The organism is Cellulosimicrobium sp. E-16, assembly GCF_049913115.1.
In the GTDB taxonomy this organism is placed as follows: Bacteria; Actinomycetota; Actinomycetes; order Actinomycetales; family Cellulomonadaceae; genus Cellulosimicrobium.
Genome location: NZ_CP183974.1, coordinates 2,390,244 through 2,414,880 on the forward strand (window position 1 = coordinate 2,390,244; position 24,637 = coordinate 2,414,880).

The following is a 24,637-nucleotide window of genomic DNA, read 5'->3' on the forward strand; positions in this document are numbered from 1 at the left end:
GCCTACCGTGGAGGGATGGCGGACGGGTGGCCCGGCCGCGTCGAGACGTGGTTGGGGTCGTGGTTCTGGGCACCGGACTACGACGTGGCACGTGAGGTGCTCCAGCGGGGCACGGCGGCGGTGCTCGTGATGGCGTTCGTCGTGGTGGTGCGGCAGTGGCGGCCGCTGCTGGGCGAGCGCGGGCTGCTGCCGGTGACGGCGTTCGTGGCCCGCACGTCGTGGCGGGACGGGCCGAGCGTGCTGCGGCGGTGGTGCCCGGACCGGTTCGTGGTGGCGATGGCGTGGTGCGGCGTCGTGCTCGCGGGGCTGCTCGTGGTGGGGGTGCCGCAGCGGGGCCCGTGGTGGGTGACGACCCTCGCGTTCCTGCTGCTGTGGGCGGCGTACCTGTCGGTGGTGAACGTGGGGCAGCGGTTCTACGGGTTCGGCTGGGAGTCGCTGCTGTGCGAGGTGACGTTCCTCGTGGGCTGGCTGGGGTCGTCGGGCGGGGGCGTCGCTCCCCCGGTGCTGGTGCTGCTGGCGGCCCGGTGGTGCCTGTTCCGGGTCGAGCTGGGCGCAGGGCTCATCAAGATCGCGGCGACCGGGCCTGGCGGGACCTGACGGCGCTGTACTACCACCACGAGACGCAGCCGCTGCCCGGGCCGTTCTCGTGGCACGCGCACCACCTGCCGCGGTGGTGGCACCTGGTGGAGGTGGCGGGCAACCACGTGACGCAGCTCGTGGTGCCGTTCGCGCTGTTCGCCCCGCAGCCGGTGGCGAGCGTGGCGGGGGGCGTCGTGGTGCTCACGCAGGCGTGGCTGCTCGTGACGGGGAACTTCGCGTGGCTGAACTGGCTGACGGTCGTGCTCGGGCTGGGGGTGGTGAGCGACGGCGCGTGGGCGGCGGTGGGGTCGTGGCTGGTGCCGGCGCTCGGGGGCGGTGGGCGGGTTCCCGACGGCGGGACGGACCTGGGCGGCCCGGCCGCCCTGGTCGTGGCGGTGCTGGGGGTGTCGGCGCTGCTGCTCGTGCTGAGCGTGCGCCCGGCGCGCAACCTGGTCGCGCGTCGGCAGCTCATGAACGCGAGCTTCGAGCCGTTCCGGCTCGTCAACGCGTACGGGGCGTTCGGGTCGGTGTCGCGGCGGCGGGACGAGGTCGTGATCGAGGGGTCGACAGCCCGTTCCCCCGGGCCGGACGACTGGGTCGAGTACGCGTTCCCCGGCAAGCCCGGCGACGTGGGGCGGCGCCCGCCGCAGGTCGCGCCGTACCACCTGCGGCTCGACTGGCAGATGTGGTTCCTCGCGCTCGGGTCGCCGGGGACGCGGTGGTTCGAGGTGCTCCTCCTGCGACTCCTGGAGGCCGACCCCCCGACACTGCGCCTGCTCGCGACGGACCCGTTCGCGGACGATCCCGCCGGCCCGGCCCCGCGGTGGGTGCGGGCCCGCGTCTTCCGCTACCGGTACACGACGCGCGACGAGCGGCGGCGCTCGGGTGACTGGTGGGTGCGCGAGGAGCGCGGCACGCTCGTCGACCCGGTCGGCCTCGCGCGCCTGCGCCACCTTCTCGGCGCGGGCGCCTGACGCCGGACCGTGCTCGCTCCGGGTCCCCGCCAGCGCCCTACTCGAAGCGGGAGGGGTCACCCGCGCCCACGCGGACGACCTCGGGGGCGCCGTCGGAGAAGTCCACGACCGTCGTCGGCTCGCTGCCCCGCTCGCCGCCGTCCACGACGGCGTCGACGACGTGGTCGAGCTCCTCCTTGATCGCCCACCCGTCGGTGAGCGCCTCCGCCGACCCCGGAAGGATGAGGGAGCTCGACAGGATGGGCTCGCCGAGCGCGGCGACGATGGCCTGCGCGACCGTGTCGTCGGGGATGCGCACGCCGACGGTCTTCTTCTTGGGGTGGGCGAGGCGCCGCGGGACCTCAGACGTCGCGCGCAGGATGAACGTGTACGGGCCGGGCGTGGCGGCCTTGATGGAGCGGAACGCGGAGTTGTCGACCATGACGAAGTGGCCGAGCTGCGCGAAGTCCGCGCACACGAGCGTGAAGTGGTGCCGGTCGTCGAGGTGCCGGATCCGGCGGATGCGGTCGGCCCCCTCCCGGTCGTCCATGCGGCACCCGAGCGCGTAGCCGGAGTCGGTCGGGTAGGCGACGAGCCCACCGTCCTCGAGGAGGGCGACGACCTGCGCGATCGCGCGCGGCTGCGGGTTGTCGGGGTGGACGTCGAGGTAGCGGGCCATGGCTCCGAGCCTAGGCCCGGCCCTGCGGGTGACCGGCGCTCGTGCCCGGCGTGCCGCCGACCCCGGTTACGCAGGCAGGTGCGCCGCCAGCCGCCGCAGCTCCGCCGGGCTCGCGTTGCCCCCCGAGCACACGACACCGACCCGACGGCCGGCGAACCGCTCCGGGTCGGCGAGCACGGCCGCGAGCGCCGCGGCGCCCGCGCCCTCGGCGACGGTGTGCGCGGCGGTGAGGTACAGCGCGGCGGCCCGGTCGATCGCGTCGTCGTCGACGAGGACGAAGTCGGCGAGGTGCGCGCGCAGCATCGCCTGGGTGAGCGCGAAGCCGGTGCCGGTGGCCAGCCCCTCGGCCCGCGAGGCGTTCGGCCGCGCGAGGAGGTCCCCGGCGCGCCAGGAGTCGTGCGCGGCGGGCGAGGCGGCGGACTGCACGGCGACGACCTCGAGGTCGGGGGCGAGCGCGCGGGCGACGAGGCACGCGGCCGCGGCGCCGCTGCCCCCGCCCACCGGGACCACGAGCACGTCGAGGTCGGGCGCGCGTTCCAGCAGCTCGAGGTACGCGGTCGCGACGCCGGCGACGAGGAGCGGCTCGTTCGCGGCGCTGACGAGTCGGGACCCGTCGTCGGCCGCGAGCGCCGTGGCGTGCTCGCGGGCGTCGTCGAACGTGGCGCCGGCGAGGACGAGGTGGGCGCCGAGGTCGCGGACGGCGTCGGCCTTGGTGGGGTTGGGGTCGGTGGGCATGACGATGATGCAGGGGGTGGCGGTGGTGCGGGCGGCGTAGGCGACGGCCTGGGCGTGGTTGCCGGTGGAGAAGGCGGTGACGCCGCGGGCACGCTCGTCGGGCGCGAGGCGCTGGAGGAGGTTGAGGGCGCCGCGGACCTTGAACGCGCCGGTGGGCTGGAGGTTCTCGTGCTTGACGACGAGGTTCGCCCCGGTGGCGCGGTCGAGCGCGGCGTAGGTGCGCGCGGGCGTGGGGTCGAGGTGCGCGGCGAGGAGGCGGCGGGCGTCGAGGACGTCGCGCATCGTGGGCGGGGCGAGCTCTGCGGGGGCCATGCGTCCACGGTGCCGCGCGCCGTCCCATAGGTCCAATGCCTGTTCTGAGTGGATCGATCGATCGGACCTATGCTTTCCAGGTGCGGGAGTCGAGATGGACCTGACGCGGCTGCGCGTGCTGGCGGCGGTGGCGCGCGAGGGGTCGGTGACGGCGGCGGCGCGGTCGCTGCACTACGCCCAGCCGTCGGTGAGCCACCACCTGGCGCGCCTGGAGGCGGAGGTGGGCGTGCCGCTGCTGGAGCGGCACGGGCGCGGGGTGCGTCTGACGGCGGCGGGGCGGCTCCTCGCCGCGCGGGCGGAGGAGATCCTGGGGCGCGTGGGCGCGGCGCGGGACGAGCTGGACGCGCTGGTGTCGCTCTCCGCGGGGCGGGTGCGCCTGGCGGCCTTCCCGTCGGCGCTGGCGACGCTGGTGCCCGACGTCGTGGCACGGCTCGCGCGGGACCATCCGGGCCTGGGCGTGGGGCTGGTGGAGGCCGAACCGCCGGAGGCGCTGGACGCGCTGCGGCGTGGCGCCGTGGACGTGGCGCTGGTGTTCGAGCACGACCGCTCCCCCGTCGACGCGGAGGGACTGCGCGCGGTGCCGGTGCTCGCCGAGGAGCTGTTCCTGGTGCGCGCGGCGGCCGCCGCGGCGGACCCCGGCAGGGACGAGGGCCTGCCGGGGGCGGACCCCGTGCTCGCCGACCTCGCGCAGCTCGCGGACGCGGCGTGGATCGCGGGCTGCGAGCGGTGCCGCGCCGACCTGGTGGGCCGGTGCGAGCGGGCGGGCTTCACGCCGCGGGTGGCGTTCGAGACGGACGACTACGTCGCGGTGCAGTCCCTCGTGGCGGCGGGGGTCGGGGTCTCGCTCCTGCCGGCACTGGCGCTGCGCGCCCACCGCGACCCGCGGGTGGACGTGCGGGCCCTGCCCGGGGCCGCACGCCGGGTGCTCGCGGTCACGTACGGGGACCGGCCCTCCCCCGGTGCGGCGGCCGTCGTCGACGGCCTGGTGCGCGCGGCGGGGTGAGGACGCGGCGCGGGTGCGCTCCCTGGGTACGCGTGGCACGCTCGCCTCGTGCCGCAGAACACGACCCAGGGAACCGGCGCGAGCATCGCCGTGCCGGCCGACGTGCCCGAGCCGCAGCCCGTGCTGGGCGGTCTCACCGAGTCCGCCGTCTTCCTCGTCGTCAGCGCCACGGGGTCGTCCGGGTCGCGCGAGCGCCTGCTGGACGTCGCGTCGTCGGTCAACGACCTCGTGCGCGCGGTGGGGTTCCGCCAGTCGGCCGCGGGGCTGACCTGCGTCGTCGGGCTGGGCGCGGCGTTCTGGGACGCGGTGCGCCCGCCCGGGGCGCCGAGGCCGGAGGGGCTGCACCCGTTCCGCGCCGTGCAGGGCGCCGTGCACGACGCCCCCTCGACCCCGGGCGACGTGCTGTTCCACGTCCGGGCCGACCGGGCCGACCTCACGTTCGAGCTGACCCGGCAGGTCATGGCCGCGCTCGGCGACGCGGTGCGCGTGGACGACCACGTGACGGGCTTCCGCTACTTCGACTCGCGCGACCTGCTGGGTTTCGTCGACGGCACCGAGAACCCGACGGGGCGGTCGGCCGCGGGCGCCGCGATCGTCCCGGACGGTCCGTTCGCGGGCGGCAGCCACGTCGTCGTGCAGAAGTACGTGCACGACCTCGCGGCGTGGGGCGCGCTGCCCGTCGAGGCGCAGGAGCGCATCATCGGGCGGACCAAGCTCGACGACGTCGAGCTCGCGGACGACGCGCAGCCCCCGGACTCGCACGTCTCGCTCAACACGATCGTCGACGACGACGGCACCGAGCGCGACGTCCTGCGCGACAACATGGCGTTCGGCGACCCGTCCACGGGCGAGTTCGGCACCTACTACATCGCGTACGCCGCGGACGTCGGCGTCGTCGAGCGCATGCTGGACAACATGTTCGTCGGGAACCCGCCGGGCCGGTACGACCACATCCTCGACGTGTCGACCGCGCTGACGGGGACGTCGTTCTTCGTCCCCTCGCTCGACCTGCTCGAGTCGCTGGCCGACGACGCCCCGGGGGCCGGCCAGGACGCACCCGTCGACCCGGGTCCCGCGATCGCGGAACCTGTCGAACCCGCCACCACCGCGCCCGTCGGGTCGCTCGCGATCGGGTCGCTGAAGGGAGAGCCGTCGTGAGCACCTCGGAACCGGACCTGGGCTCGGTCGCCCCCACGAGCGGCGCCGGCGCGCCCGGGGACTCGAACCTGCACCGCTGGCTCGCGCCCGTCACCGACGCGGCGTGGGAGGAGATCGCCGACGAGGCGCGGCGCACGTTCGTGCGCAACGTGGCCGGGCGGCGCGTGGTCGACGTGACGGGCCCGCTCGGCTTCGGCACGGCGTCCGCCCGCACGGGCCACGTGACCGACGTCGAGGCCCCGCACGACGGCATCCGGGCGCGACTGCGCGACGTCGTGCCGCTCGTCGAGCTCCAGGTGCCGTTCACGGTGTCCCGGCAGGCGGTCGACGACGTCGCGCGGGGCTCCAAGGACTCGGACTGGCAGCCGGTCAAGGACGCGGCCACCGCGCTCGCGCGCGCCGAGGACCGCGCCGTGTTCGAGGGGTACGCGGCCGCCGGGATCCGCGGCATCGGCCCGGGGTCGGACAACCCGCCGATCGCGGTCCCCGCCGATCCGCGCGACCTGCCCGACGCCGTCGCCGCCGCGCAGACCGAGCTGCGGCTCGCGGGCGTGGAGGGCCCGTACGCGCTCGTGCTCGACGCCGACCTGTACACGGCGGTGTCCGAGACCCGCGACCACGGGTACCCGATCCGCGAGCAGCTCGAGCGCATGGTGCAGCGCGACATCGTCTGGGCGCCCGCGCTGCGCGGCGGGTACCTGCTCACTACGCGCGGCGGGGACCACGAGCTGACGATCGGGCAGGACGTGTCGATCGGCTACCTCGACCACACCGCCGACGAGGTGCGCCTCTACCTGTTCGCGTCGCTCACGTTCCAGACCTACACCGCCGAGGCGTCCGTCCACCTCACGCGCTGACCCGCGTCCCGGGCTCGCGTCAGACGACTCCGCCGCCGCCCGCTCAGCCCGGGACGACGACGGCGGGCGCCGCGAGCACGAGCAGCACGACGCACACGCCCGCCACCGCCATCGACAGCGCGAACGGGGCCCGGCTGCGCGGTCGCACCGCGCCGACGAGCCCGGCGGCCACCGCGAGCACGACGGCGGCCCCGCCCAGCGCCCAGACCGCGGCACCCGGCGAACCGGGCGGTGCGAGCACGACGAGGAGCGCGGCCGCGCCGAGCAGCACGGGCGCGAGCACGGAGCTCGCGCGCCGCCCGACCCGGTGCGGCAGGCCTCGGACCCCGGTCGCGGCGTCGTCCTCGAGGTCGGGCAGGGTGTTCGCGACGTGCGCGCCCACGCCGAGCAGCGCCGCGGCCGCTACCGCCCACGGCGCGGGCCGGCCGTCCCCGGGCGCGGCGAGCACGACGAACACCGCGAGCAGGCCGAACGAGAGCGCGTACGGGGCCCACGACCACCACGTCGCCTTGAGCAGCGCGTTGTACGACCACGCGCTCGCGACCGCGACGACGTGCACGAGCCCCGGCACCACGCCCGTCGCGAGGGACAGCACCACGCACGCGCCGAGGGCCGCGAGCGCCGCCGCACGCAGCGTCGCGGGCGTGACGAGGCCGGTCACGACGGGCTTGTCCGCGCGCCCGACCGCGAGGTCGCGGCGCGCGTCGAGCCAGTCGTTGCACCACCCGACCGAGAGCTGGCCGGCGAGGACCGCGAGCGTCACGAGCGTCGTCGTGCGGGGGCCCGCGCCGATCCCGACCGAGAGCGCGAGGGCGAACGCGGTGACCATCACGGTCGGCGGGAAGTGGCTCGCGAGGACGAGCCCCCGCACGAGCCCCCGCGGGCGACCGGTCACCATGGCGGCAACCTAGCCCGCCGGCGGGCCCCGCGCCCGGCACCGGAGCCGAGCACCTCCCCCGCGCGGGCCGACCGGGCCGGTGGGACGATGCGGGCATGTCGCGCGTCGTCGCCGTCGGGACCTCTCTGCCCGACCTTGCGTACCGCCAGGACGAGATCTCCCGGGTCACGAGCGAGCTGCTCACCGACGACCCGGTGCGACGCGCGCTCACGCGCCGCCTGCACGCCCACGCGGGCGTCGAGACCCGGCACCTCGCGCTGCCGGTCGAGGACTACGGCGGGCTGACGTTCGGGTCGGCCAACGACACGTTCCTCGCGCTCGGCACCGACCTCGCGGAGCAGGCGTGCCGTGCCGCGCTCGACGACGCGGGGCTGCGCTCCGACGAGGTGGACCACGTCGTCCTGACGACGGTCACGGGCGTGGGCGCGCCGACGCTCGACGTCCTCGTGGCGGCCCGGCTCGGCCTGCGCACCGACGTGCGACGCACGCCGTCGTTCGGGTGGGGGTGCGCCGGGGGCGCGGCGGGGCTCGCCCGGGCCGACGACCTGCTGCGCGGGCGGCCGCGCGACGTCGCGCTCCTCGTCGCGGTCGAGCTGTGCTCCCTCACGCTGCAGCGCGGCGACCCGTCGACGGCGAACCTCGTCGCGTCGGGCCTCTTCGGCGACGGCGCGGCGGCGGCGGTCCTCGTGGGCGACGAGCACCCGCTCGCGCGGCGCCCCGGCCCGTACGGGCGGGCCGCGCGCGACGGCGGGCGGGCGCGGGGCGCGCGCGTCGTCGACTCCCGCTCGCACCTGCACCCGGGCACGACGGGCGACCTGGGGTGGCGCGTCGGCGACACGGGGTTCGAGATCGTGCTGTCCGCGCGCCTGCCCGAGCTCATCGGCGCGCACCTGCTCGGGGACGTCAAGGCGCTCCTCGCCGAGCACGACCTCGAGCCGGCCGACGTCGGCGCCTGGGTCGTGCACGCGGGCGGCCCGCGCGTCCTGGACGCCGTGCGCGACGCGCTGGGGCTCGCGGAGGAGGACCTCGCGCTCAGCCGGGCCTCGCTGCGCGACGTCGGGAACCTGTCGTCCGCGTCCGTGCTGCACGTGCTCGCCGCGACGCTCGGGCGCCACCGCGCGCCCCCCGGCACGCCCGCCGTCCTCATGGCCTTCGGCCCCGGGGTCAGCACCGAGCTCGTGCTCCTGCGCCTCGACGGTCGCGGGGCGCCGCGCTCGGGGGCGCGCGGATGAGCCTCGCCTGGTACGTCGTGCTCGTCGGCGCCACGGCCCTCGAGCGGCTCGCGGAGCTGGTCGTGTCCGCGCGCAACGCCCGCTGGTCGTTCGCGCGCGGCGGCGTCGAGTCCGGACGGGGGCACTTCCCCGCCATGGTCGCCCTGCACACCGGGCTCCTGGTCGCGTGCGTCGCCGAGGCGTGGCTCGCGGACCGGCCGTTCCTGCCCTGGCTGGGCTGGCCCATGCTCGTCCTCGTCCTCGGGAGCCAGGGCCTGCGCTGGTGGTGCATCGCGACGCTCGGTCCGCGGTGGAACACGCGCGTCATCGTCGTGCCCGGCCTCCCGCTCGTAGTACGGGGGCCGTACCGGTGGCTGCGGCACCCCAACTACGTCGCGGTCGTCGTCGAGGGCGTCGCCCTCCCCCTCGTGCACTCGTGCTGGGTCACGGCGATCGCGTTCACCGTCCTCAACGCGGTGCTCCTGGCGCGGTTCCGCATCCCGGCCGAGGAGCGCGCGCTCGCGCTCGCCACCGCGGGCGGGCCCCGCCCGGCGTCGTCGTGACCGTCGCGCGCACCGACGTGCTCGTCGTCGGCGGCGGGCCCGTCGGGCTCGCCGCCGCGCTGCACGGCCGCCGGGCCGGGCACGACGTCGTCGTGGTCGACCGCCGCGCGGGCGTCATCGACAAGGCGTGCGGCGAGGGTCTGCTGCCGGGTGCGCTCGCCGCGGTGCTCGACCTCGGTGTCGACCCGCCCGGGCACCGGCTCGCGGGCATCGCCTACCGCGACGCCGCGCGCCACGCCGACCACCCGTTCGCGGCCGGGCCCGGGCGCGGCGTGCGCCGCACCGCCCTGCACGCGGCGCTGCGCGAACGGGCCCTCGCCGAGGGGGTGACGATCGAGCACGCGACCCTGCGCGCGCTGCGCCAGGACGCGCACGGCGTCGACGTCGCGCTCGACGCGGCACGCGACGACGGCGGCGAACGCTCGGTCGTGCGCGCCGACTGGGTGCTGGGGTGCGACGGGCTGCACTCCACCGTCCGGCGCCTCACCGGGCTCGACGCCCCCGCGCGTGGCCGCGCCCGGTTCGGGCTGCGCACCCACTACCGCGTCGCGCCCTGGAGCGACCTCGTCGAGGTGCACTGGGCCCCGCACGCCGAGGCGTACGTGACCCCGGTCGCGCCCGACGTCGTCGGCGTCGCCGTGCTCACCCGCCGCGCCCGCGCGGGCGAGCGGGCAGCCGGGCCGGAGCGCGGCGGCACCGGCCTCGACGGCTTCTCCGAGCTCGCCGACCGGCTGCGCGACGCACCCGTGCTGGGCCGCGTGCGCGGGGCCGGGCCGCTGCGCCAGCGGGCACGACGGCGCACCGCCGGGCGCGTGCGCCTCGTCGGCGACGCGTCCGGGTACGTCGACGCGCTCACGGGCGAGGGCGTGCGCGTCGGGCTCGCCCAGGCCGACGCCGCCGTGCGGCACCTCGACGACGCGGTGGCGTACGAGCGGGCGTGGTCGCGCGCCACCCGTGACTACCGGGTCCTGACGACCGGGCTGCTCGCCTGGGCGGGCAGCCCGGCCCGCGGGGCGATCGTGCCCGCGGCGAGCGCCGCCCCGTGGCTCTACGGCGCGGTCGTCGAGCGCCTCGCGCGCTGACCGCGGCGCGCTCCCAACGCGTCCCCGTGCGCGACACCCGCGGGGCGACGGCGGCCGTGTGGGCGCGAGCGGCTACGGTGCCGCCCATGACCTCGCTCGACCTGCACGTCGTCCCCGACCGCTTCCTCCTCGGGCACGTGCCCGGTGCCACGTTCCCTGAGGACGACGAGTGGGTCGCGCTCGTGCGCGCACCCGAGGGGCTCACGGTCGTGCGCCACGCGTCGCCCTTCGACGACGCCGAGCGGTGGGCCGGGTTCTACGGCTCGGCCCACGGGCTGGAGACGACGGGCGTGCTCGCGTCCGTCGTCGGCCCGCTCGCCGAGGCGGGCATCCCCGTCTTCGTCGCGTCCACGTTCCACGCCGACCTCGTGCTCGTGCCCGAGGCACGCCTCGACCCGGCCACGCGCGCGCTGCGCGACGCGGGGCACACCGTCGCCGGACCTCGCTGAGGCCCGCGCGCGAGCCAGGCCCGTGCGCCGTGGCGGTCCCGTGCGACGGCGCCCCGGTGGCCCTCGTCAGTGGCGCGTCACCTCCGCGGCGGCCGCGAGGAGGGCACCGGCGCGGTCGCGGGTGAGGAACGCCAGCACCGCGTCCTTCTCGCCCACGCGCACGCGGTCGGCGACCTCGAAGCCGAGCGCGCGCATCCGGGCGTGGGCGCGCGCGTTCGCGGCGTCCGGCTCCACGACGACGCGATCCACGCGCGCGTCGGCGAAGCAGAACGCGACGAGCAGCGGGCCGACCGCGCCCCACAGGTCCGTGCCCCGGGGCCCACGTGCGCCGAGCAGGAAGTGCGCGCCGACGTCGCCGGGCCGCGCCGGGTACGCCTCGCCGACCGGGTCGTGCTCCGGCTCGTACGTCTGCAGCAGCGCCACGGGCGTCTCGTCCCACCGCACGAGGAACGCGTGGTGCGAGGGCAGGGAGCCGACGTACGCGTACAGGTCGCGCAGCTCCGTCCGGGACAGCTCCGCGAGCCCCCAGAAGCGCGCCCCCGGCCGGGTCACCCAGTCGTGCAGCACGTCGGCGTCGGCGTCGGGGTCGAGCACGCGCAGCGTCAGCCGCCCGCCGCCCGGGGCGTCGTGCGTCAGCAGGAGCTCGCCCGGCGCCCCCGTCAGGAGCCGTCCGCTCCCCGTGTGAGCGACGTCGGCAGCGGGCGCGGGGAGGTCGGCCTCGCCACCCGGTCCGGTCGCCACGTCGGCGCGGGTCGCGGTCCTCGTGGGGGTCGTCATCGGGTCTCCTCGTGGCGCAGCAGGGTCCAGTCGGTCACGACGGGCACGGTCTCGGCGTCGGCCCACGCGGCGAGCTGGTCGGCGAAGTGCGGCGAGCGCGGGTCTCCGCTCGCGCCGAACGGCACGCCCCACCGGCTCGCGTCGCGGTCGTCCAGGTCCCACACCCAGCGCGCGACCGACCCGCGCACGCACACGTCGCTGATCCCGGGCACGCTCGCGGTGCAGCGCACGGTGTCCGTGTCCCCGGCGAGCGGCAGCGACGGCACGCGCGGTGCCGTGGCGCCCTGCACGTCGAGCAGCACGTGCAGGCCGAGCACCCGGTGGGTGTCGCCCCACACGGGCGCGGCGTCCGTCGGCCTCGGGTCTCCCCCGTCGTGGTCGTCCGTGTCCCCGAGCCCGCGGACGACCTCGCTCAGCGCGCCCCACGCCTCGTCCGCACCGTCGATCCCCAGCCAGTCGGCACCGAGCAGTGCCGGCAGCGCGTCCGCGACGCGCGCCGTGACCGAGAGCCACGGGGCGAAGACCGGGTCGAGCCCGTGCGGCACGTGCAGGGGCGCGAGCGCCGGGTGCGCGGCGACCCGGCGCGCGAGCGCGGCGCGCCACGCGGCGAACAGGGCCGCGTCGGCGTTGTCGGCGTCCATGCGGCGGTCCCACGCGCGCAGGCGGCGGGCCGCCCGCACCGACCGGGGGTCGAGCCCGTCCGCGGAGCCGACGACTGCACCGGGGGTGCCCTCGTCACCGGCCTCCCCGTCGCCCGAGGGCACGCCGCCCGCGGCCTCGTCGAGCCAGCGCAGCAGGTCGCCGGCGCCCCAGAGCAGCGTGTCCCCGTGCACGCGCGACTGGTCCGCGGCCGTCCCGTCGTCTCCGGCCGCGTCGAGCAGCGCGCGGATCCGCCGCGCGCGGTGCGGCGGTGCGTAGGTGTGGCCGAGGTCGATCTCCGGGCGCGCGGGGCGCTCGTTCGCGTCGACCGCGACGTCCTCGACGACCACGGGACCGGGCGGCACGACCCACGGGCGGGCGCGTGCGGCGTCGGACCACGCGGGCAGCGGCAGGGCCCGCCCCGCCACGTCTCGGTGCGGCACGCGGCCCGCGGTGACCGACAGCACCGTGTCCCGGTCCGCCGCAAGGACGCGGTCCACCGGGTCGACCCACGTCGCGAACGCGTCCGTGACGTCGCGCGCCGAGCGGGCCCGCAGCAGCCGCCGCCATGCGCCGACGCCGAGGTCGGCATCGACGCGCGCGGGCAGGCGGACCGCGAACGTGCGGTCGGGCTCGTCCGGGCCGCCGGTCACGACGACGCCGCGCACCGTCTCGACCGTCTCCACCCGGTGCTCCACGGGCCCGCCGGTGGCGCGCACGCGCACGGTCGCGACGACGACGTCCGCGGGCTCCGGCCCGTCCGGCCCGAGCGCCTCGACCCCGCCGTCGGCCGTCCGGTGCAGGCGCTCGGCGACGACGTCGACGTGGTGCGCCATCGCGTTGGTCACGCCCCAGGCCGCAGCACCGGCGTGGCCGAAGTGCGGGAGCCCGGGGACACCGGGGAACGCGAGGCCCACGACGTCGTAGTCGTCGCACGCGAGGCGCACCTGCTGGTAGACCCCCGGCAGCTCGAGCAGCCGGTGCGGGTCGCCCGCGAGCAGCGGCGCCCCGCTGCGGGTGCGCGCACCCGCGAGCGCCCACGCGTTCGACCCCGAGCCGGGTCCGCCGTCCACGGCGAGCAGGTCGAGCACGTCGGCGAGCCGCACGTCGGGCCGAGACCGCGCGACGGCGTCCCCGAGCGTCCGGGCGACGTGGTCGCGCCACAGCACGTGCGGGAAGCCGGAGAACAGGACGTGCGCGACGAGGAACACGCCGAGCGGCGCCCACGCGGGCCACGGCTCGTGCGGCGGCAGGTCGCCGCCGCCGGGCCACGCCGGGTCGGCGAGCGCGTGCAGCTCGGGCACGTCGCGGCCCCGCGCCAGGCCCTCGTTGACGCCCGCCGTGTACGCGTCGACCCAGGCGCGGTCGTCGTCCGCGAGCGCCGCGTAGGCGCGGCGCGCGGTGTCGGCGAGGCGCACGCGGTGGGCGAACCGGTCCCACGCGATACCGGGCGCGCCGAGTCGCTCGGCGAGGCGTCCCTCGGCGCGCCACCGGTCGACCTCGATCTGCCAGCCGCGGTCGAGCGCGGTGACGTACCCCTGGCCGCGCGCGAGCGCGAGCTCGTCGGCCGCGCGCACGTGCGGCACACCCCACGCGTCGCGGTGCACGGCGAACCCGCCGGGCGGGACGCCCGGCAGCCCCGGGGTGCCCACGTCAGGCGTCCCGCGCGGCGGGGTTGGCGAGCGTGCCCGCGTACAGGAGGGACGCGGACTGGTCGGCGAGGTCGACCATCTGGAGCGTGTTGCGCAGCTGGAGCCGGTTGAGGCACGAGTGCGCGAACCGCGGGGCCCGCAGGTCGACGCCGCTGCGCAGGTCGGGGTGGTCCGCGCGGTGCGCGTCGAGGCACTCGGCGACGAGGCGCCAGAACCGGTCCTCGGGCAGCACCCCGTCCCCGGCGAGGATCGCGGCGAGGTGGCGCAGGACGCCGTCGTACACGTCGGTGAAGACCGCGAGCGCCTTCTCCTCGTCGTCGACGACGGCGCGCACGCGCTCGACGCCGGGCGGGAGCGGGGCGTCCCCGAGGACGGCGATCTCCTCGCCGACGTCCTTCATGACCGCGCGGACGACCACGTGGTCGCGCAGGACGAGGATGAGGTTCTCCCCGTGCGGCATGAACGCGAGGTCGTGCGCGAGCAGCGCGTGGGCGAGCGGGCGCAGGTAGGCGTCGAGGTAGGCGCGCACCCAGTCGGCGGGGTCGAGCCCGGAGGCGCGCACGAGCGCCGTGGCGTGCGCGGCGCCGTCGGGGTCGCGGTGCAGGAGCGAGGCCATCGTCGCGAGGCGCTCCCCGGGCGCGGTGCGCGGCACGGGGCTCTCGCGCCACAGCGCGGCGAGCATCTTGCGGTGCGCCGAGGGGGTGGCGGTGCGGTGGTAGACGTCGCCGGTGTACCCGATCGAGGCGAGCTCGCGCAGCACGGTGAACCCGCGGCCGCCGAGCTCCGGGTCGGCGGCGACGAGGTCGGCGACCCAGTCGTTGATCGCGGGGGTGTCGCGCATGTACGCGGGCGACAGCCCGCGCAGGAACCCCATGTTCTGGATCGCGAGCGCGACCTTGACGTAGTGGCGGTCGGGACGGGTGAGGTTGAACAGCGTGCGGATCGACTGCTGCGGCTGGTACTCGTCGGCCCCCTGGCCGACCGGCACGAGGTCGCCGCGCGCGACGTCGGCGGCGAACGTGATGGGCACGCGGTGCTCCCACTGCCACGGGTGCACGGGCAGGTAGAGGTAGTCGGCCGGGTCGAGGCCGCGCGCGGCGAGCCGGTCCGCGAACGCGGCACGCTCGTCGTCGGACAGCTCGCCGGCGTAGTGCGACGCCTCGTCGAGCCCTGCGCCGAGCGCGAGGTGGGTGTGCTCGCGGCGGGCGGCGAGCCACACGAGGCGCACGCGCCCGCCGTTCTCGGGCGCGTACGCACGGTACTCCGCGAGGCCGAAGCCGATGCGCCCGTTGTTCGCGACGAACCCCGGGTGCCCCTCGGTCATGGCCGCCTCGACCTCCTGGAAGGAGGCGCCGAGCAGGTCGACGGCGCTCGGGCCGCCGGTGCGCTCGTACCGCTCGATCTTGGCGGTCGCGCTCGCGAGCGTCGAGGACACCTCCTCGAGGTAGGTGGCGAGCAGGTCGTCGGGGATGTCGAGGTCGGGCTGGAGCTCGACGACGAGGTCGAGCGCGTCGACGGGCAGGTCGCGCGGCGCGGCCGCCTGCGTGGACGGCCCCGTGAGCACGGCGGTGCGGCGGATCGACGCCTCGTCGAGCACCCAGTGCTCCAGCGCGTAGCGCCGCGCGACGAACCGGTACTCGACGGTGCCGCCTGCGACGGGCAGCACGTACTCGCCCGGGCCGTCCGCCTCGACCGGCCAGGCCTCCACGCGCGGCGCGAGCAGGCGCTCGTGCGTGAGCTCGGCGATCGCCTTGGCGACGAGGTGGCGGTGCGCCCGGTCGGCCAGGTCGGGCCGCAGGTGCGGGGCGAGGTCGACGCCGTCGCCCAGCGGGCTCGCGTCCAGGTCGGCGCGGGTCGCGACCGCGAGGTGCGCCGTCTTGCCCGGGAGCTCGAGCGCGCGCAGCACGCGGAACCCCGCCGCGGCGTTCTTCGCCGCGATCGCGGCGTTGAGCACGTCGGGCTCGACGACGACGCGCCGCCCCCCGCGCCCGGCGGGGTCGAGGCAGAACCGCACGACGGCGCCCATCACCGCGGACGTGAACCCGCCGCGCGCGGGGCCCGACGGCGGCGCGACGAGCAGGTGCATCCCGACGTCGCCCGGTTCCAGGAGCGCGACGGCGGCGGGGACGTCGGCGAGCGTGACGCGCGCCGGGTCGTAGGTCTCGGCGAGGAACGCGGGCACGCCGTCGACGCGGCCGAGCCACGCGTCCTGGTGCGGGTCGGCGGTCACCTCGGCGAGGTAGGCGCGCACGCCGTCCACGTCCAGGTGGCCGAGCTGCCAGAACGCCGAGCGCGGGTGGGCGAGCCAGCCCTGCACGAGCGCGGCGTCGCGCGCCGGGTCGACGGCGTCGACCGAGACGTCCGCCTGCCCCGCGCCGAGGCGGACCCGCACCGCGAACGCGGGGGCCGGGGTCGCGGCCGGAACGGCCAGCCCTGTCGAGGCCGTGGACTGCGCCGTGGTGGTAGTCACCGTGCTCATCGGGCCTCGCCTCCCGCGCTCTCGCCGACGGGCACGGGCGCGCCTGCAGGGGTCGTGGTGGGAGACGTGGCCGCATCGTCGGGCAGGCCGAACGTCTGGAACGCGATGCGCTCCTCCACCGGGTACACCTCGCGCCCCGTCACGGTGCGCAGCACCACGGCGTTGCGCCACGCGGCGAACCCGAGGTCCGGCGCCGTGATCCCGTGCGTGTGCTCCTCGCCGTTGAGCACGTGCACGCGGCGCGCGTCGTCGACCGTGTAGTCGCGCGCGACGTCGAACCGCCCGAGCTCGTCGAACCGGAGCAGGTGGCGCACGGGGTCGAGGAACGCGGGCACCGCCGCGGCGTAGCCCGTCGCGGCGACCAGCGCACGCGTGCGGCGCTCGACCTCGCGCCCGAGCTGGGCGTGGCGCAGGCGCAGCACGTACTCCCCCGCCTCGCCGGCCCCCGGCTCGTAGCGCGCGGCCACGACCTCGGTGTCCGTGAGCAGCGTCGTCGGCACGGGGCGGTCGAGGCTCAGCCGGTACAGGGCGTCGTAGATCTCGTCCACGAGGTCGCCGCTGATCCCCTTGTACAGGCCGCGCTGCTCGCGGCCGAGGAGCTGGCGCAGCTCGAGCGGCAGCGCGTGGAAGTGGTCGGTGTACTCCGGCGACGTCATCTCGAGCGTGAGCTTGGTGTACTCCATGGGGAAGAAGCGCGGCGAGCGCGTCACCCAGTCGAGCCGGTACCCGGGTCCGTGCGCGTCGCCGTGCACGCCCTCGAGCAGGTCGCGGTACACCTCGGCGGCCGACTGGCCGCTGCCCACGACCGTGACCGAGCCGGAGTCGACGAGCGCGTCGCGGTGCGGCAGGTACTGCGCGCTGTGCACGAGCGGCCCGGCGCCCGGGTGCTCGCCGCGCGCGACCTGGTCCGCGAGCGCCCGCAGCGCGGGCGGCAGCACCGGCGCGGTGCCGACGCCCAGCACGAGGTGGCGGCCGCGGTGCTCCTCGGTCGCGGTGACGGCGCCGTCGGCGTCGAGGACCTCGGCCCGCACGACGAACGCGTCGGCGGCCGGGTCGTGCTCGACGGCGACGACGCGCCGCGACCAGCGCAGCGAGGTCAGCCGCGCCGCGACCCAGCGGCAGTAGGCGTCGTACTCGGCGCGCAGCGGGTAGAAGGACTCGCGGATGTAGAACGGGTACAGCCGGCCCGTGGCCTTGAGGAACGCCAGGAACGAGTACGGGGACGTGGGGTCCGCCATGGTGACGAGGTCCGCGAGGAAGGGGACCTGGATCGTCGCACCCTCGATCATCATGCCGGGGTGCCAGCGGAACTCCGGCGCGGCGTCGAGGAAGACGGCGTCGACGTCGTCGAGCGGCGCGGACAGCGCGGCCAGGCCGAGGTTGAACGGCCCGATGCCGACGCCGACGACGTCGTGGACGCTCATCGGGCCACCGCCCCGGCGGTCGCGAGCGAGGCGACGAGGTCCGCGGCGTGCGCGTCGTCGCCGTCCTCGTCACCCAGCATCGCGTCGCGCTCGACGAGCGCCTGCGCGGTCGTGCGCACGAGGTCGAGCACGTGGCGCACGTCCGCCGGGGTCACGGTCGGGTTGAGAAGCGTGAGCTTGAGGCACGGGACGCCGTCGAGCACGGTCTTGGCGACGACCGCGCGCCCGGACTCGAACAGGACGCGCCGCACGAGCGGCACGAGCCGGTCGGCGTGCTCCGCGGCAAGGCCCGCCGGCTCGTACCGGAAGAGGACCGTGGAGAGGTCGGTGCGCCCGAGCACGCGCAGCTCGGGGTCGTCCGCGAGGTCGGCGTGCACCGCCGCGGCGAGGTCGCACACCGCGTCGACCATCGCGCCGACGCCGTCCGGGCCGAGCGCGCGCAGCGTCGCCCAGAGCTTGAGCGCGTCGAAGCGCCGGGTCGTCTGGAGCGACACGTCGACCTGGTTGGGCTCGGCGTTCTCGCGCGGGTTGAGGTAGTCCGCGTGATGGGCGACGCGCTCCAGGTCGGCGCGGTCGCGCACGATCAGCGCGCTCGCGGACACGGGCTGGAAGAACGCCTTGTGGTAGTCGACGGTCACCGACCGCGACCGCTCGATCCCGTCGAGCAGGTGCCGCCGCGTCGGGGACACGAGCAGCCCGCACCCGTACGCCGCGTCGACGTGCAGCCACACCTCGGTCGCGTCGCACACGTCCGCGACCGCCGCGAGGGGGTCCACGCAGCCGCGGTCGGTCGTGCCCGCGGTCGCGACGACCGCCATGACGACGTCGCCCGCCGTGCGCACCGCGCCGACCGCCGCCGCGAGCGCCGCGGGGTCGAGGCGGCCGTCGGCGTCGGCCGCGACGTGGACCACGGCGTCGTCGGCCAGGCCGAGCAGCAGGGCCGAGCGGGCCACGCTGAAGTGGCTCGACGCCGCCGCGAGAACGCGCAGGCGCGGCAGCACGGCCGACCGCCCGGGTCCGCCCGCGCGGGCCGCACGCTCGACGGCGCGCTCCCGGGCGAGGAAGAGCGCGTGCAGGTTGGACTGCGTGCCCCCGGAGGTGAGCACGCCGTCGCCGGCGGCGTACCCGATACGCCCCGCGGTCCACGCGACGACGCGGCGCTCCATGAGGGTCGCCACCGTCGACTGGTCGAACGTGTCGACGGAGGTGTTGATCGCGGCGAGCATCGCCTCGGCGCCGACGGCGGGCAGCGCGACCGGGCAGTTGAGGTGGGCGGCGTACGCGGGGTCGTGGAACCACACGGCGTGGGTCGCGTAGAGGTCGGCGGCCTCGCGCAGCGCCGCGTCGGTGCCGAGGCCCGGGGCGTCGAGGTCGACCGCGTCGACGAGCGCCGCGAGCTGGGCGCGGCTCGCGCCCGACCAGGGCTGGGTCACCGCGGCCACGCGCGCCGCCACGTCGTCGACGACGGCGTGCAGGGTGCTCGCGTAGTCGCCCGCGGTCGTGCCCGTGAGCAGGGCCGGGGCGGTCGAGGTACCGTGCGCGGGCGCGACGGATCGTGCTGAGAGCATGCGAGGCTCCAAGTACGGGGAGAGGACCGCCGCGGATCGCGGCGGGGCAACCTGAGGTTTGCCTTGCCTAACCTAGCGCAGCGAGGGCAGCCGTCAAGAGTGACCTGCGCCACGCCGCCGTGGACGCGCGGGCGTCGCGGCGGGAGGATGGCACTCGCCCGTCCGTGGCTCCCGAGGAGGCCGTGTGGAACCGACCGTCGCGACGACCCGCCCCGCCATCGTCACCGTGGACGACGACGCCGGGGTCTCGCGCGCGGTCGCGCGCGACCTGCGCCGCCGCTACGGCGACCGGTACCGCATCGTGCGCGCCGAGTCGGGGGCCGAGACGCTCGACGCGCTGCGCGAGCTCGCGCTACGGGGCGAGGACGTCGCCGTCGTGCTCGCCGACCACCGCATGCCTGGCATGACCGGCGTCGAGCTGCTCGAGCAGGCGATGGACCTCTTCCCCGCCGCGCGGCGCGTCCTGCTGACCGCCTACGCGGACACCGAGGCGGCGATCGAGGCGATCAACGTCGTCGACCTCGACTACTACCTGCTCAAGCCGTGGGACCCGCCCGAGGAGAAGCTCTACCCCGTCGTGGACGCCCAGCTCGAGGCGTGGTCCGACACCGACCGGCGCCGGCCGGCCGAGACGGTCGTCGTCGGGCACCGGTGGTCGGCGCGCTCCTCGCAGGTGCGCGAGTTCCTCGCGCGCAACCGTGTGCCCTACCGCTGGTACCCGTCGGAGTCCGCCGAGGGCGCGCGGCTGCTCACCGCGGCGCAGACCGACGGCGAGGCCCTCCCCCTCGTGGTCACGCCCGAGGGCGAGGCGCTCGTCGCGCCCGACGACGCCACGCTCGCCGAGCGCGTCGGGCTCGCCACCCGCCCCACGGCCGACTTCTACGACCTCGTCGTCGTGGGCGGCGGCCCCGCCGGGCTGAGCGCCGCGCTCTACGGGGCGTCCGAGGGTCTGCGCACGGTGCTCGTCGAGCGCACCGCGACCGGCGGGCAGGCCGGGCAGAGCTCGCGCATCGACAACTACCTGGGCTTCCCCGACGGGATCTCGGGCGCGCAGCTCGCCGAGCGCGCGCGGCGCCAGGCCGTGCGGTTCGGTGCCGAGATCGTCACGACGCGCGACGCGGTCGAGCTCGACGTCGAGGGGCCCGCGCGCAGCGTGCGCTTCCCGGACGGCACGTCGATCGACGCGCACACCGTCATCCTCGCCTCGGGCGTGTCCTACCGGCTGCTCGACGGCCCCGGGCTCGGCGACCTCGTGGGGCGGGGCGTCTTCTACGGGTCGGCGCTCACGGAGGCCTCGGCGTGCCACGACCAGGAGGTGTACGTCGTCGGCGGTGCCAACTCCGCGGGGCAGGCGGCGCTCTACCTGGCTCGCGAGGCCAAGCGGGTCACGCTCGTGATCCGCGGCGACTCGCTCGCCCGCTCGATGTCGTCCTACCTCGTCGAGCAGGTCGAGGCGCACCCGCGCGTGCGCGTCCTGACCCGCACGGAGGTCGCCTCCGCGTCGGGCGACGACCACCTGGAGCACCTCGAGCTGCACGACCTCGACACCGGCGCGACCACGCGCGTCGAGTGCGGCTGGGCGTTCGTGTTCATCGGCGCCGCGCCCCGCACCGACTGGCTCGACGGCGTCGTCGCGCGCGACCCGCGCGGGTACGTCCTCGCCGGGCCCGACCTGCTGCGCGACGGCGCCCTGCCCGCCGGGTGGTCGCTCGACCGCCCGCCCTACCACCTCGAGACGTCCGTGCCCGGCGTGTTCGCCGCGGGGGACGTGCGCTCGGAGTCCGCCAAGCGCGTCGCGTCCGCCGTGGGCGAGGGCGCCATGGCCGTCATGCTCGTGCACCGCTACCTCGAACAGCTCTGACCCTTCCGTCCCGCGCGACACAGCCCCGACCCGAGCCCGGAGGCGACACCGTGACCAGCACCGAGGACCCCACCACGACCCCGCCCACCCCGGGCGCCTCCGCCGCGGCGGCGGCCCGCGGGTGGCTGCCGTGCGACGTCGACGAGCTGCGCGCGACGTTCCTGTTCGAGCACCTCACCGACGACCAGCTCGCCTGGCTGTGCGCGACCGGCCACGTCGAGCGGCACGACGCGGGCTGGCTGTTCCACGAGGGCACGCCCGCCGAGGCGTTCTACGTCATGCTCGACGGCGGCGTCGCGCTCTACCGGCGCGTCGGCGACGACGAGGTCGAGGTCTCGCGCACGCACCAGGTCGGCGTGTACATGGGCGCGTGGAACGCCTACCTCGGCGACCGCCTGCCCCAGACGTACCTGCACTCGGCGCGCGCCCTGGAGCCGTCACGCTTCTTCGTCCTCGAGGCGCACGACTTCGCCAAGCTCATGACGGAGTGGTTCCCCATGGCCGTGCACCTGCTCGAGGGCGTGTTCTGGGGCACGCGCGACGCGCAGCAGCTCGTCGGCCAGCGCGAGCGGCTGCTCGCCCTCGGGTCGCTGTCGGCGGGCCTCACGCACGAGCTCAACAACCCCGCCGCGGCGGCGGTGCGCGCGACCGGGACGCTGCGCGAGCGCGTCGCGGCCATGCGGCACAAGCTCGCGCTCATCGCCGACGGCCCCTACGACCGGGCCACCCTCGCCGAGCTCATCCGGCTCCAGGAGGAGGCGCTCGAGCGCTACGCGGACACCCGCACGGCGGACGCCGTCGGCGCGCTGGAGACGTCCGACCTCGAGGACCGCCTCACCGACTGGCTCGACGACCACGGCCTGCCCGAGGGCTGGCGCGTGTCCCCCGCGCTCGTCCAGGCCGGCATCGACGAGCCGTGGCTCGACCGTGTCGCCGAGCGCGTCGACGCCGGCGCCCTGACCGGCGCGGTGAGCTGGCTCGCGTACACGATCGAGACCGAGCAGCTCATGGCCGAGATCGAGGACGCCACCGTGCGCATCTCCACGCTCGTCGGCGCGGCCCGTCAGTACTCCCAGCTCGACCGGGCGCCCTTCCGCCCCGTCGACCTGCACGAGCTCCTGGACTCGACCCTGACGATGCTCGACCACGCGCTCGCGGGCGTCGAGGTCGTGCGCCGCTACGACACCACCCTGCCGCCCGTGCCCGTCTACGCGGCCGAGCTCAACCAGGTGTGGACCAACCTCGTCGAGAACGCCGCGCAGGCGATGGGCGGGTCCGGCACGCTCACGGTCACGACCCGCCGCGCCGACGACCGCGCCGAGGTCGAGATCGCCGACACCGGCCCCGGCATCCCCGACGACGTGCGCCCCCGGATCTTCGAGCCCTTCTTCACGACCAAGCCGGTCGGGCAGGGCACCGGGCTCGGCCTCGACATCTCGTGGCGGATCGTCGTCAACAAGCACCACGGCGACCTCACGGTGACGTCCGTGCCCGGCGACACGCGGTTCGTCGTGCGGCTCCCGCTGGAGCCGGCACCGGCGGTCACCCCGGGGTCCGGCGCCGACGCCGGTCGATGACGGCCCCCACCCCTGCGGCGGGGACGTCGCCCGTCGGCGAGGAGCGCCACGCGTCGTGGCTCGAGCTCTTCTTCGACCTCGTCGTCGTCGCGGGCATCGGCATGCTCGCCCACCTCCTGCAGGAGGACCACGACCGCGGCGGGATCGCCCTCTACGTCGTCGCGTACACGGCGTTCTGGCTCGTGTGGGCGTGCTTCACCACCTACGGCAACGTCGCGGGCGAGGGTGCCCGCGCGCTGCCCATCCTCGCGGGGATGGCCGCGCTCGCCGTGATGATCGCCGCCGTGCCGGGCATCCACGACGAGCACGCGCAGGCGTTCGCGGTCGCGTACGTCGTGGGCCGGCTCGTCGCCGCGCGACCCTGGCGCCGCACGACCGTCGTCGTCGACCTGCCCGTGGTGCAGGCGCTGACCGGCGTCGTGCCGTGGATCGTGTCGTGGTGGTTCGACGGCCAGACCCGGTACACGCTGTGGGCCGTCGGCCTCGCGATCGACCTCCTCCTGCTCCTCACCCTCTCGGGCGAGCGCCTCGTGCAGCGCGCCCAGGAGCGCCTCGACGAGGTCCGCGAGCGCCGGGGTCGCGGGCGCGGCGGCCGACGCGACCGCCCGGGGGGCGCCGCCCGGGGGCGCGACGAGCGTGTGCCCGCGGGCCAGGCCGAGGCGAGGCGCGGACGCGACGGACGGCGAGGTGCGGGAGGCGCGCGGGGCGCGGAGGGTCTCGAGGTGCCGACGACGGTCGACGCGGCGGTGAGCGACGTCCCGCACCTCGGCGAACGCCTGGGCCTGTTCGTCATCATCGTGCTCGGCGAGGGGCTCATCCAGGCGATCGACGCCGCGAGCGAGGCCGAGTGGGACCGCACGCTCCTCGTCGCCGGTGCGGGGGCGTTCACGCTCCTGGTCGGCCTGTGGGCCCTCACCGTGCGGTCGGGCTACGCGGGCGCCGCGCTGCTGCGCCCGGCCGGGGTGCCGCCGCGGTCGGCGTGGTTCCTGCACCTGGTCACGACGGGCGCCCTGGCCACGCTCGCGGGCGCGCTCGGCGGCGTCCTGGACCGTCCGGCGCGCGCGCTCGACCCCGGCGAGCTCGCGCTGCTCGTCGGAGCGTTCGCCGTGCACGGGCTCGTGTCCGCGGGGGTGCACTCCGCGCTGCGCGACGCGCGCACCGCCGTCCTGCTCGCCGTCCCCGTCGTGGCCGCCGGCGCGGTCGCGTGGCTCGCGGGCGGGACGATCTCGGCCGCGGGCCTGGTCTGGGTGCTGTCGGGTGCGCTGCTCGTGCAGCTCGCCCTCGCCGGCCGGCCCCGTGCGGCGCGCCCGCCAGCAGGGGCGGGCGCCTGACGCCGGCGACCTGCCGTCGCTAAACCGTGGACGTCCCGCGCTCGCGGGCATAGCCTCGTGGCGTCCGGTCGAACCCGCCCGGACGCTCGACCATGACGACCGGTGAAGGGGAGGTGGACCCGCGTGCTGCACCAGTGGTCCACCGACCCGTCCCGAAGGGCGCTCCTCAGGTAGACGACGTACGTCGTCCACCTGCAGAGCCGTCCTGGGGCACCGTCCTGGGGCGGCTCTCGTCGTCCCACCCGCTGCGCGGCCATGACGGCCGCCGACACGACAGGAGGCGCGACGATGAGCGAGGTGGTCATCTACAACCTCGGCGGCAGCCAGGAGCTCGGCCGCGTGTCGTTGCGCCACGCGATCCGCATGCTGCACCGGCGGGTCGCCGAGGTGCTCGAGGCCGTCGAGGGCGAGACGTTCGGCCCGTACCAGCGGCCGCGGTCGGTCGCGCTCGTGCGGTACGTGCACGCGCGGTGGGTGTACGAGCGCCAGGGTCGCGTGCCGTACTCGCGCGCGGCGCTGCTGCGCCGCGACCGGTACCGCTGCGCATACTGCGGCGGGACGGCGACGACCATGGACCACGTGGTCCCGCGCTGCCAGGGCGGGACCACGACGTGGCTCAACGCCGTCGCCGCGTGCGAGCCGTGCAACGCCGCCAAGGGCGGCCGCACCCCCGAGCAGGCGGGCCTGCGGATGCTCAGACGCCCGTTCGAGCCCGCGTTCCGCGACATCTACCCGTCGGCGCCCGCCCCGCGCAGACGCTGACGGGTCCCGACCGGTCCCCCGGTCGGTCCCAGGCCGCCCGGCCGGTGGCGGTGACACCGGCCGGGCTTCCCCACGCCTGCGGCCCGGG

At 76.5% G+C, this 24,637-nt stretch carries 19 protein-coding genes and 1 pseudogene; 12 read left to right on the forward strand and 8 right to left on the reverse strand.

Annotated elements, in window-relative coordinates; genetic code table 11:
- The first annotated feature begins 15 nt into the window (after nt 1–15).
- A pseudogene (locus ACN9MS_RS10660) lies at nt 16–1,553 on the forward strand (lipase maturation factor family protein).
- Between the two features lie 37 nt (nt 1,554–1,590).
- On the opposite strand, the gene ACN9MS_RS10665 reads toward ACN9MS_RS10660, so the two are convergent.
- A complete protein-coding gene (locus ACN9MS_RS10665) occupies nt 1,591–2,211 on the reverse strand; it encodes an L-threonylcarbamoyladenylate synthase (RefSeq protein ID WP_426308604.1) in 621 nt (206 codons plus the stop codon).
- 66 nt (nt 2,212–2,277) lie between these two features.
- Nucleotides 2,278–3,258 (reverse strand): threonine ammonia-lyase, encoded by a 981-nt coding sequence (locus ACN9MS_RS10670; protein WP_426308605.1) that lies wholly within the window; start codon nt 3,256–3,258, stop codon nt 2,278–2,280.
- Nucleotides 3,259–3,352: 94 nt separating this feature from the next.
- Here ACN9MS_RS10670 and ACN9MS_RS10675 point away from each other — a divergent pair, with 94 nt between their 5' ends.
- Genes ACN9MS_RS10675 through ACN9MS_RS10685 form a run of 3 tightly spaced genes read left to right on the forward strand, consistent with a single transcriptional unit; the run spans nt 3,353 to nt 6,276 of the window.
- Nucleotides 3,353–4,261: a LysR family transcriptional regulator gene (locus tag ACN9MS_RS10675; RefSeq protein WP_426308606.1), complete on the forward strand. Its 909-nt coding sequence runs from the start codon at nt 3,353–3,355 to the stop codon at nt 4,259–4,261.
- Between the two features lie 48 nt (nt 4,262–4,309).
- Nucleotides 4,310–5,419, forward strand: coding sequence for a Dyp-type peroxidase (locus ACN9MS_RS10680; RefSeq protein WP_426308607.1), 1,110 nt, complete (start codon nt 4,310–4,312; stop codon nt 5,417–5,419).
- Complete coding sequence (locus ACN9MS_RS10685; protein ID WP_244286154.1) at nt 5,416–6,276, forward strand: family 1 encapsulin nanocompartment shell protein; 861 nt, start codon at nt 5,416–5,418, stop codon at nt 6,274–6,276. The genes ACN9MS_RS10680 and ACN9MS_RS10685 overlap by 4 nt, the downstream gene beginning before the upstream one ends.
- Before the next feature lie 43 nt (nt 6,277–6,319).
- On the opposite strand, the gene ACN9MS_RS10690 is transcribed toward ACN9MS_RS10685, so the two are convergent.
- Complete coding sequence (locus ACN9MS_RS10690) at nt 6,320–7,174, reverse strand: UbiA family prenyltransferase (RefSeq protein ID WP_426308608.1); 855 nt, start codon at nt 7,172–7,174, stop codon at nt 6,320–6,322.
- A 95-nt stretch (nt 7,175–7,269) separates the two neighbouring features.
- Here ACN9MS_RS10690 and ACN9MS_RS10695 point away from each other — a divergent pair, with 95 nt between their 5' ends.
- The 4 genes from ACN9MS_RS10695 to ACN9MS_RS10710 all read left to right on the forward strand — a co-directional run bounded on the left by ACN9MS_RS10695 (nt 7,270) and on the right by ACN9MS_RS10710 (nt 10,479).
- The gene (locus ACN9MS_RS10695) at nt 7,270–8,406 is read left to right on the forward strand and encodes a type III polyketide synthase (protein WP_426308609.1); all 1,137 of its coding nucleotides are present in this window, start codon (nt 7,270–7,272) and stop codon (nt 8,404–8,406) included.
- A complete protein-coding gene (locus ACN9MS_RS10700) occupies nt 8,403–8,948 on the forward strand; it encodes an isoprenylcysteine carboxyl methyltransferase family protein (RefSeq protein WP_426308610.1) in 546 nt (181 codons plus the stop codon). Before ACN9MS_RS10695 ends, ACN9MS_RS10700 begins: the two co-directional genes overlap by 4 nt.
- Nucleotides 8,945–10,030 carry an NAD(P)/FAD-dependent oxidoreductase gene (locus ACN9MS_RS10705; protein WP_426308611.1) on the forward strand — a complete coding sequence of 362 codons (1,086 nt, stop codon included), beginning with the start codon at nt 8,945–8,947 and terminating at the stop codon, nt 10,028–10,030. Before ACN9MS_RS10700 ends, ACN9MS_RS10705 begins: the two co-directional genes overlap by 4 nt.
- 86 nt (nt 10,031–10,116) lie before the next feature.
- Nucleotides 10,117–10,479: an ACT domain-containing protein gene (locus ACN9MS_RS10710; RefSeq protein WP_426308612.1), complete on the forward strand. Its 363-nt coding sequence runs from the start codon at nt 10,117–10,119 to the stop codon at nt 10,477–10,479.
- 66 nt (nt 10,480–10,545) lie between these two features.
- On the opposite strand, the gene ACN9MS_RS10715 is transcribed toward ACN9MS_RS10710, so the two are convergent.
- Genes ACN9MS_RS10715 through ACN9MS_RS10735 form a run of 5 tightly spaced genes read right to left on the reverse strand, consistent with a single transcriptional unit; the run spans nt 10,546 to nt 19,018 of the window.
- Entirely contained in the window at nt 10,546–11,256 is a 711-nt protein-coding gene (locus ACN9MS_RS10715) for a GNAT family N-acetyltransferase (RefSeq protein WP_426308613.1), read from the reverse strand.
- A complete protein-coding gene (locus ACN9MS_RS10720) occupies nt 11,253–13,547 on the reverse strand; it encodes a penicillin acylase family protein (protein ID WP_426308614.1) in 2,295 nt (764 codons plus the stop codon). Before ACN9MS_RS10720 ends, ACN9MS_RS10715 begins: the two co-directional genes overlap by 4 nt.
- A gap of 1 nt (nt 13,548) precedes the next feature.
- Nucleotides 13,549–16,026 carry a GNAT family N-acetyltransferase gene (locus tag ACN9MS_RS10725; protein ID WP_426308615.1) on the reverse strand — a complete coding sequence of 826 codons (2,478 nt, stop codon included), beginning with the start codon at nt 16,024–16,026 and terminating at the stop codon, nt 13,549–13,551.
- Nucleotides 16,023–17,450: a lysine N(6)-hydroxylase/L-ornithine N(5)-oxygenase family protein gene (locus ACN9MS_RS10730; RefSeq protein ID WP_426308616.1), complete on the reverse strand. Its 1,428-nt coding sequence runs from the start codon at nt 17,448–17,450 to the stop codon at nt 16,023–16,025. Before ACN9MS_RS10730 ends, ACN9MS_RS10725 begins: the two co-directional genes overlap by 4 nt.
- The gene (locus ACN9MS_RS10735; protein WP_426308617.1) at nt 17,447–19,018 is read right to left on the reverse strand and encodes a pyridoxal phosphate-dependent decarboxylase family protein; all 1,572 of its coding nucleotides are present in this window, start codon (nt 19,016–19,018) and stop codon (nt 17,447–17,449) included. Before ACN9MS_RS10735 ends, ACN9MS_RS10730 begins: the two co-directional genes overlap by 4 nt.
- Nucleotides 19,019–19,202: 184 nt before the next feature.
- On the opposite strand from ACN9MS_RS10735, the gene ACN9MS_RS10740 reads away from it, so the two are divergent.
- From ACN9MS_RS10740 to ACN9MS_RS10755, 4 genes are all read left to right on the forward strand, one after another.
- A complete protein-coding gene (locus ACN9MS_RS10740; RefSeq protein WP_426308618.1) occupies nt 19,203–20,879 on the forward strand; it encodes an FAD-dependent oxidoreductase in 1,677 nt (558 codons plus the stop codon).
- A 50-nt stretch (nt 20,880–20,929) separates the two neighbouring features.
- A complete protein-coding gene (locus tag ACN9MS_RS10745) occupies nt 20,930–22,456 on the forward strand; it encodes an ATP-binding protein (RefSeq protein WP_426308619.1) in 1,527 nt (508 codons plus the stop codon).
- Nucleotides 22,453–23,787: a low temperature requirement protein A gene (locus ACN9MS_RS10750; RefSeq protein ID WP_426308620.1), complete on the forward strand. Its 1,335-nt coding sequence runs from the start codon at nt 22,453–22,455 to the stop codon at nt 23,785–23,787. Before ACN9MS_RS10745 ends, ACN9MS_RS10750 begins: the two co-directional genes overlap by 4 nt.
- Before the next feature lie 288 nt (nt 23,788–24,075).
- Nucleotides 24,076–24,549: an HNH endonuclease gene (locus ACN9MS_RS10755; protein WP_154798684.1), complete on the forward strand. Its 474-nt coding sequence runs from the start codon at nt 24,076–24,078 to the stop codon at nt 24,547–24,549.
- Nucleotides 24,550–24,637 lie beyond the last annotated feature (88 nt).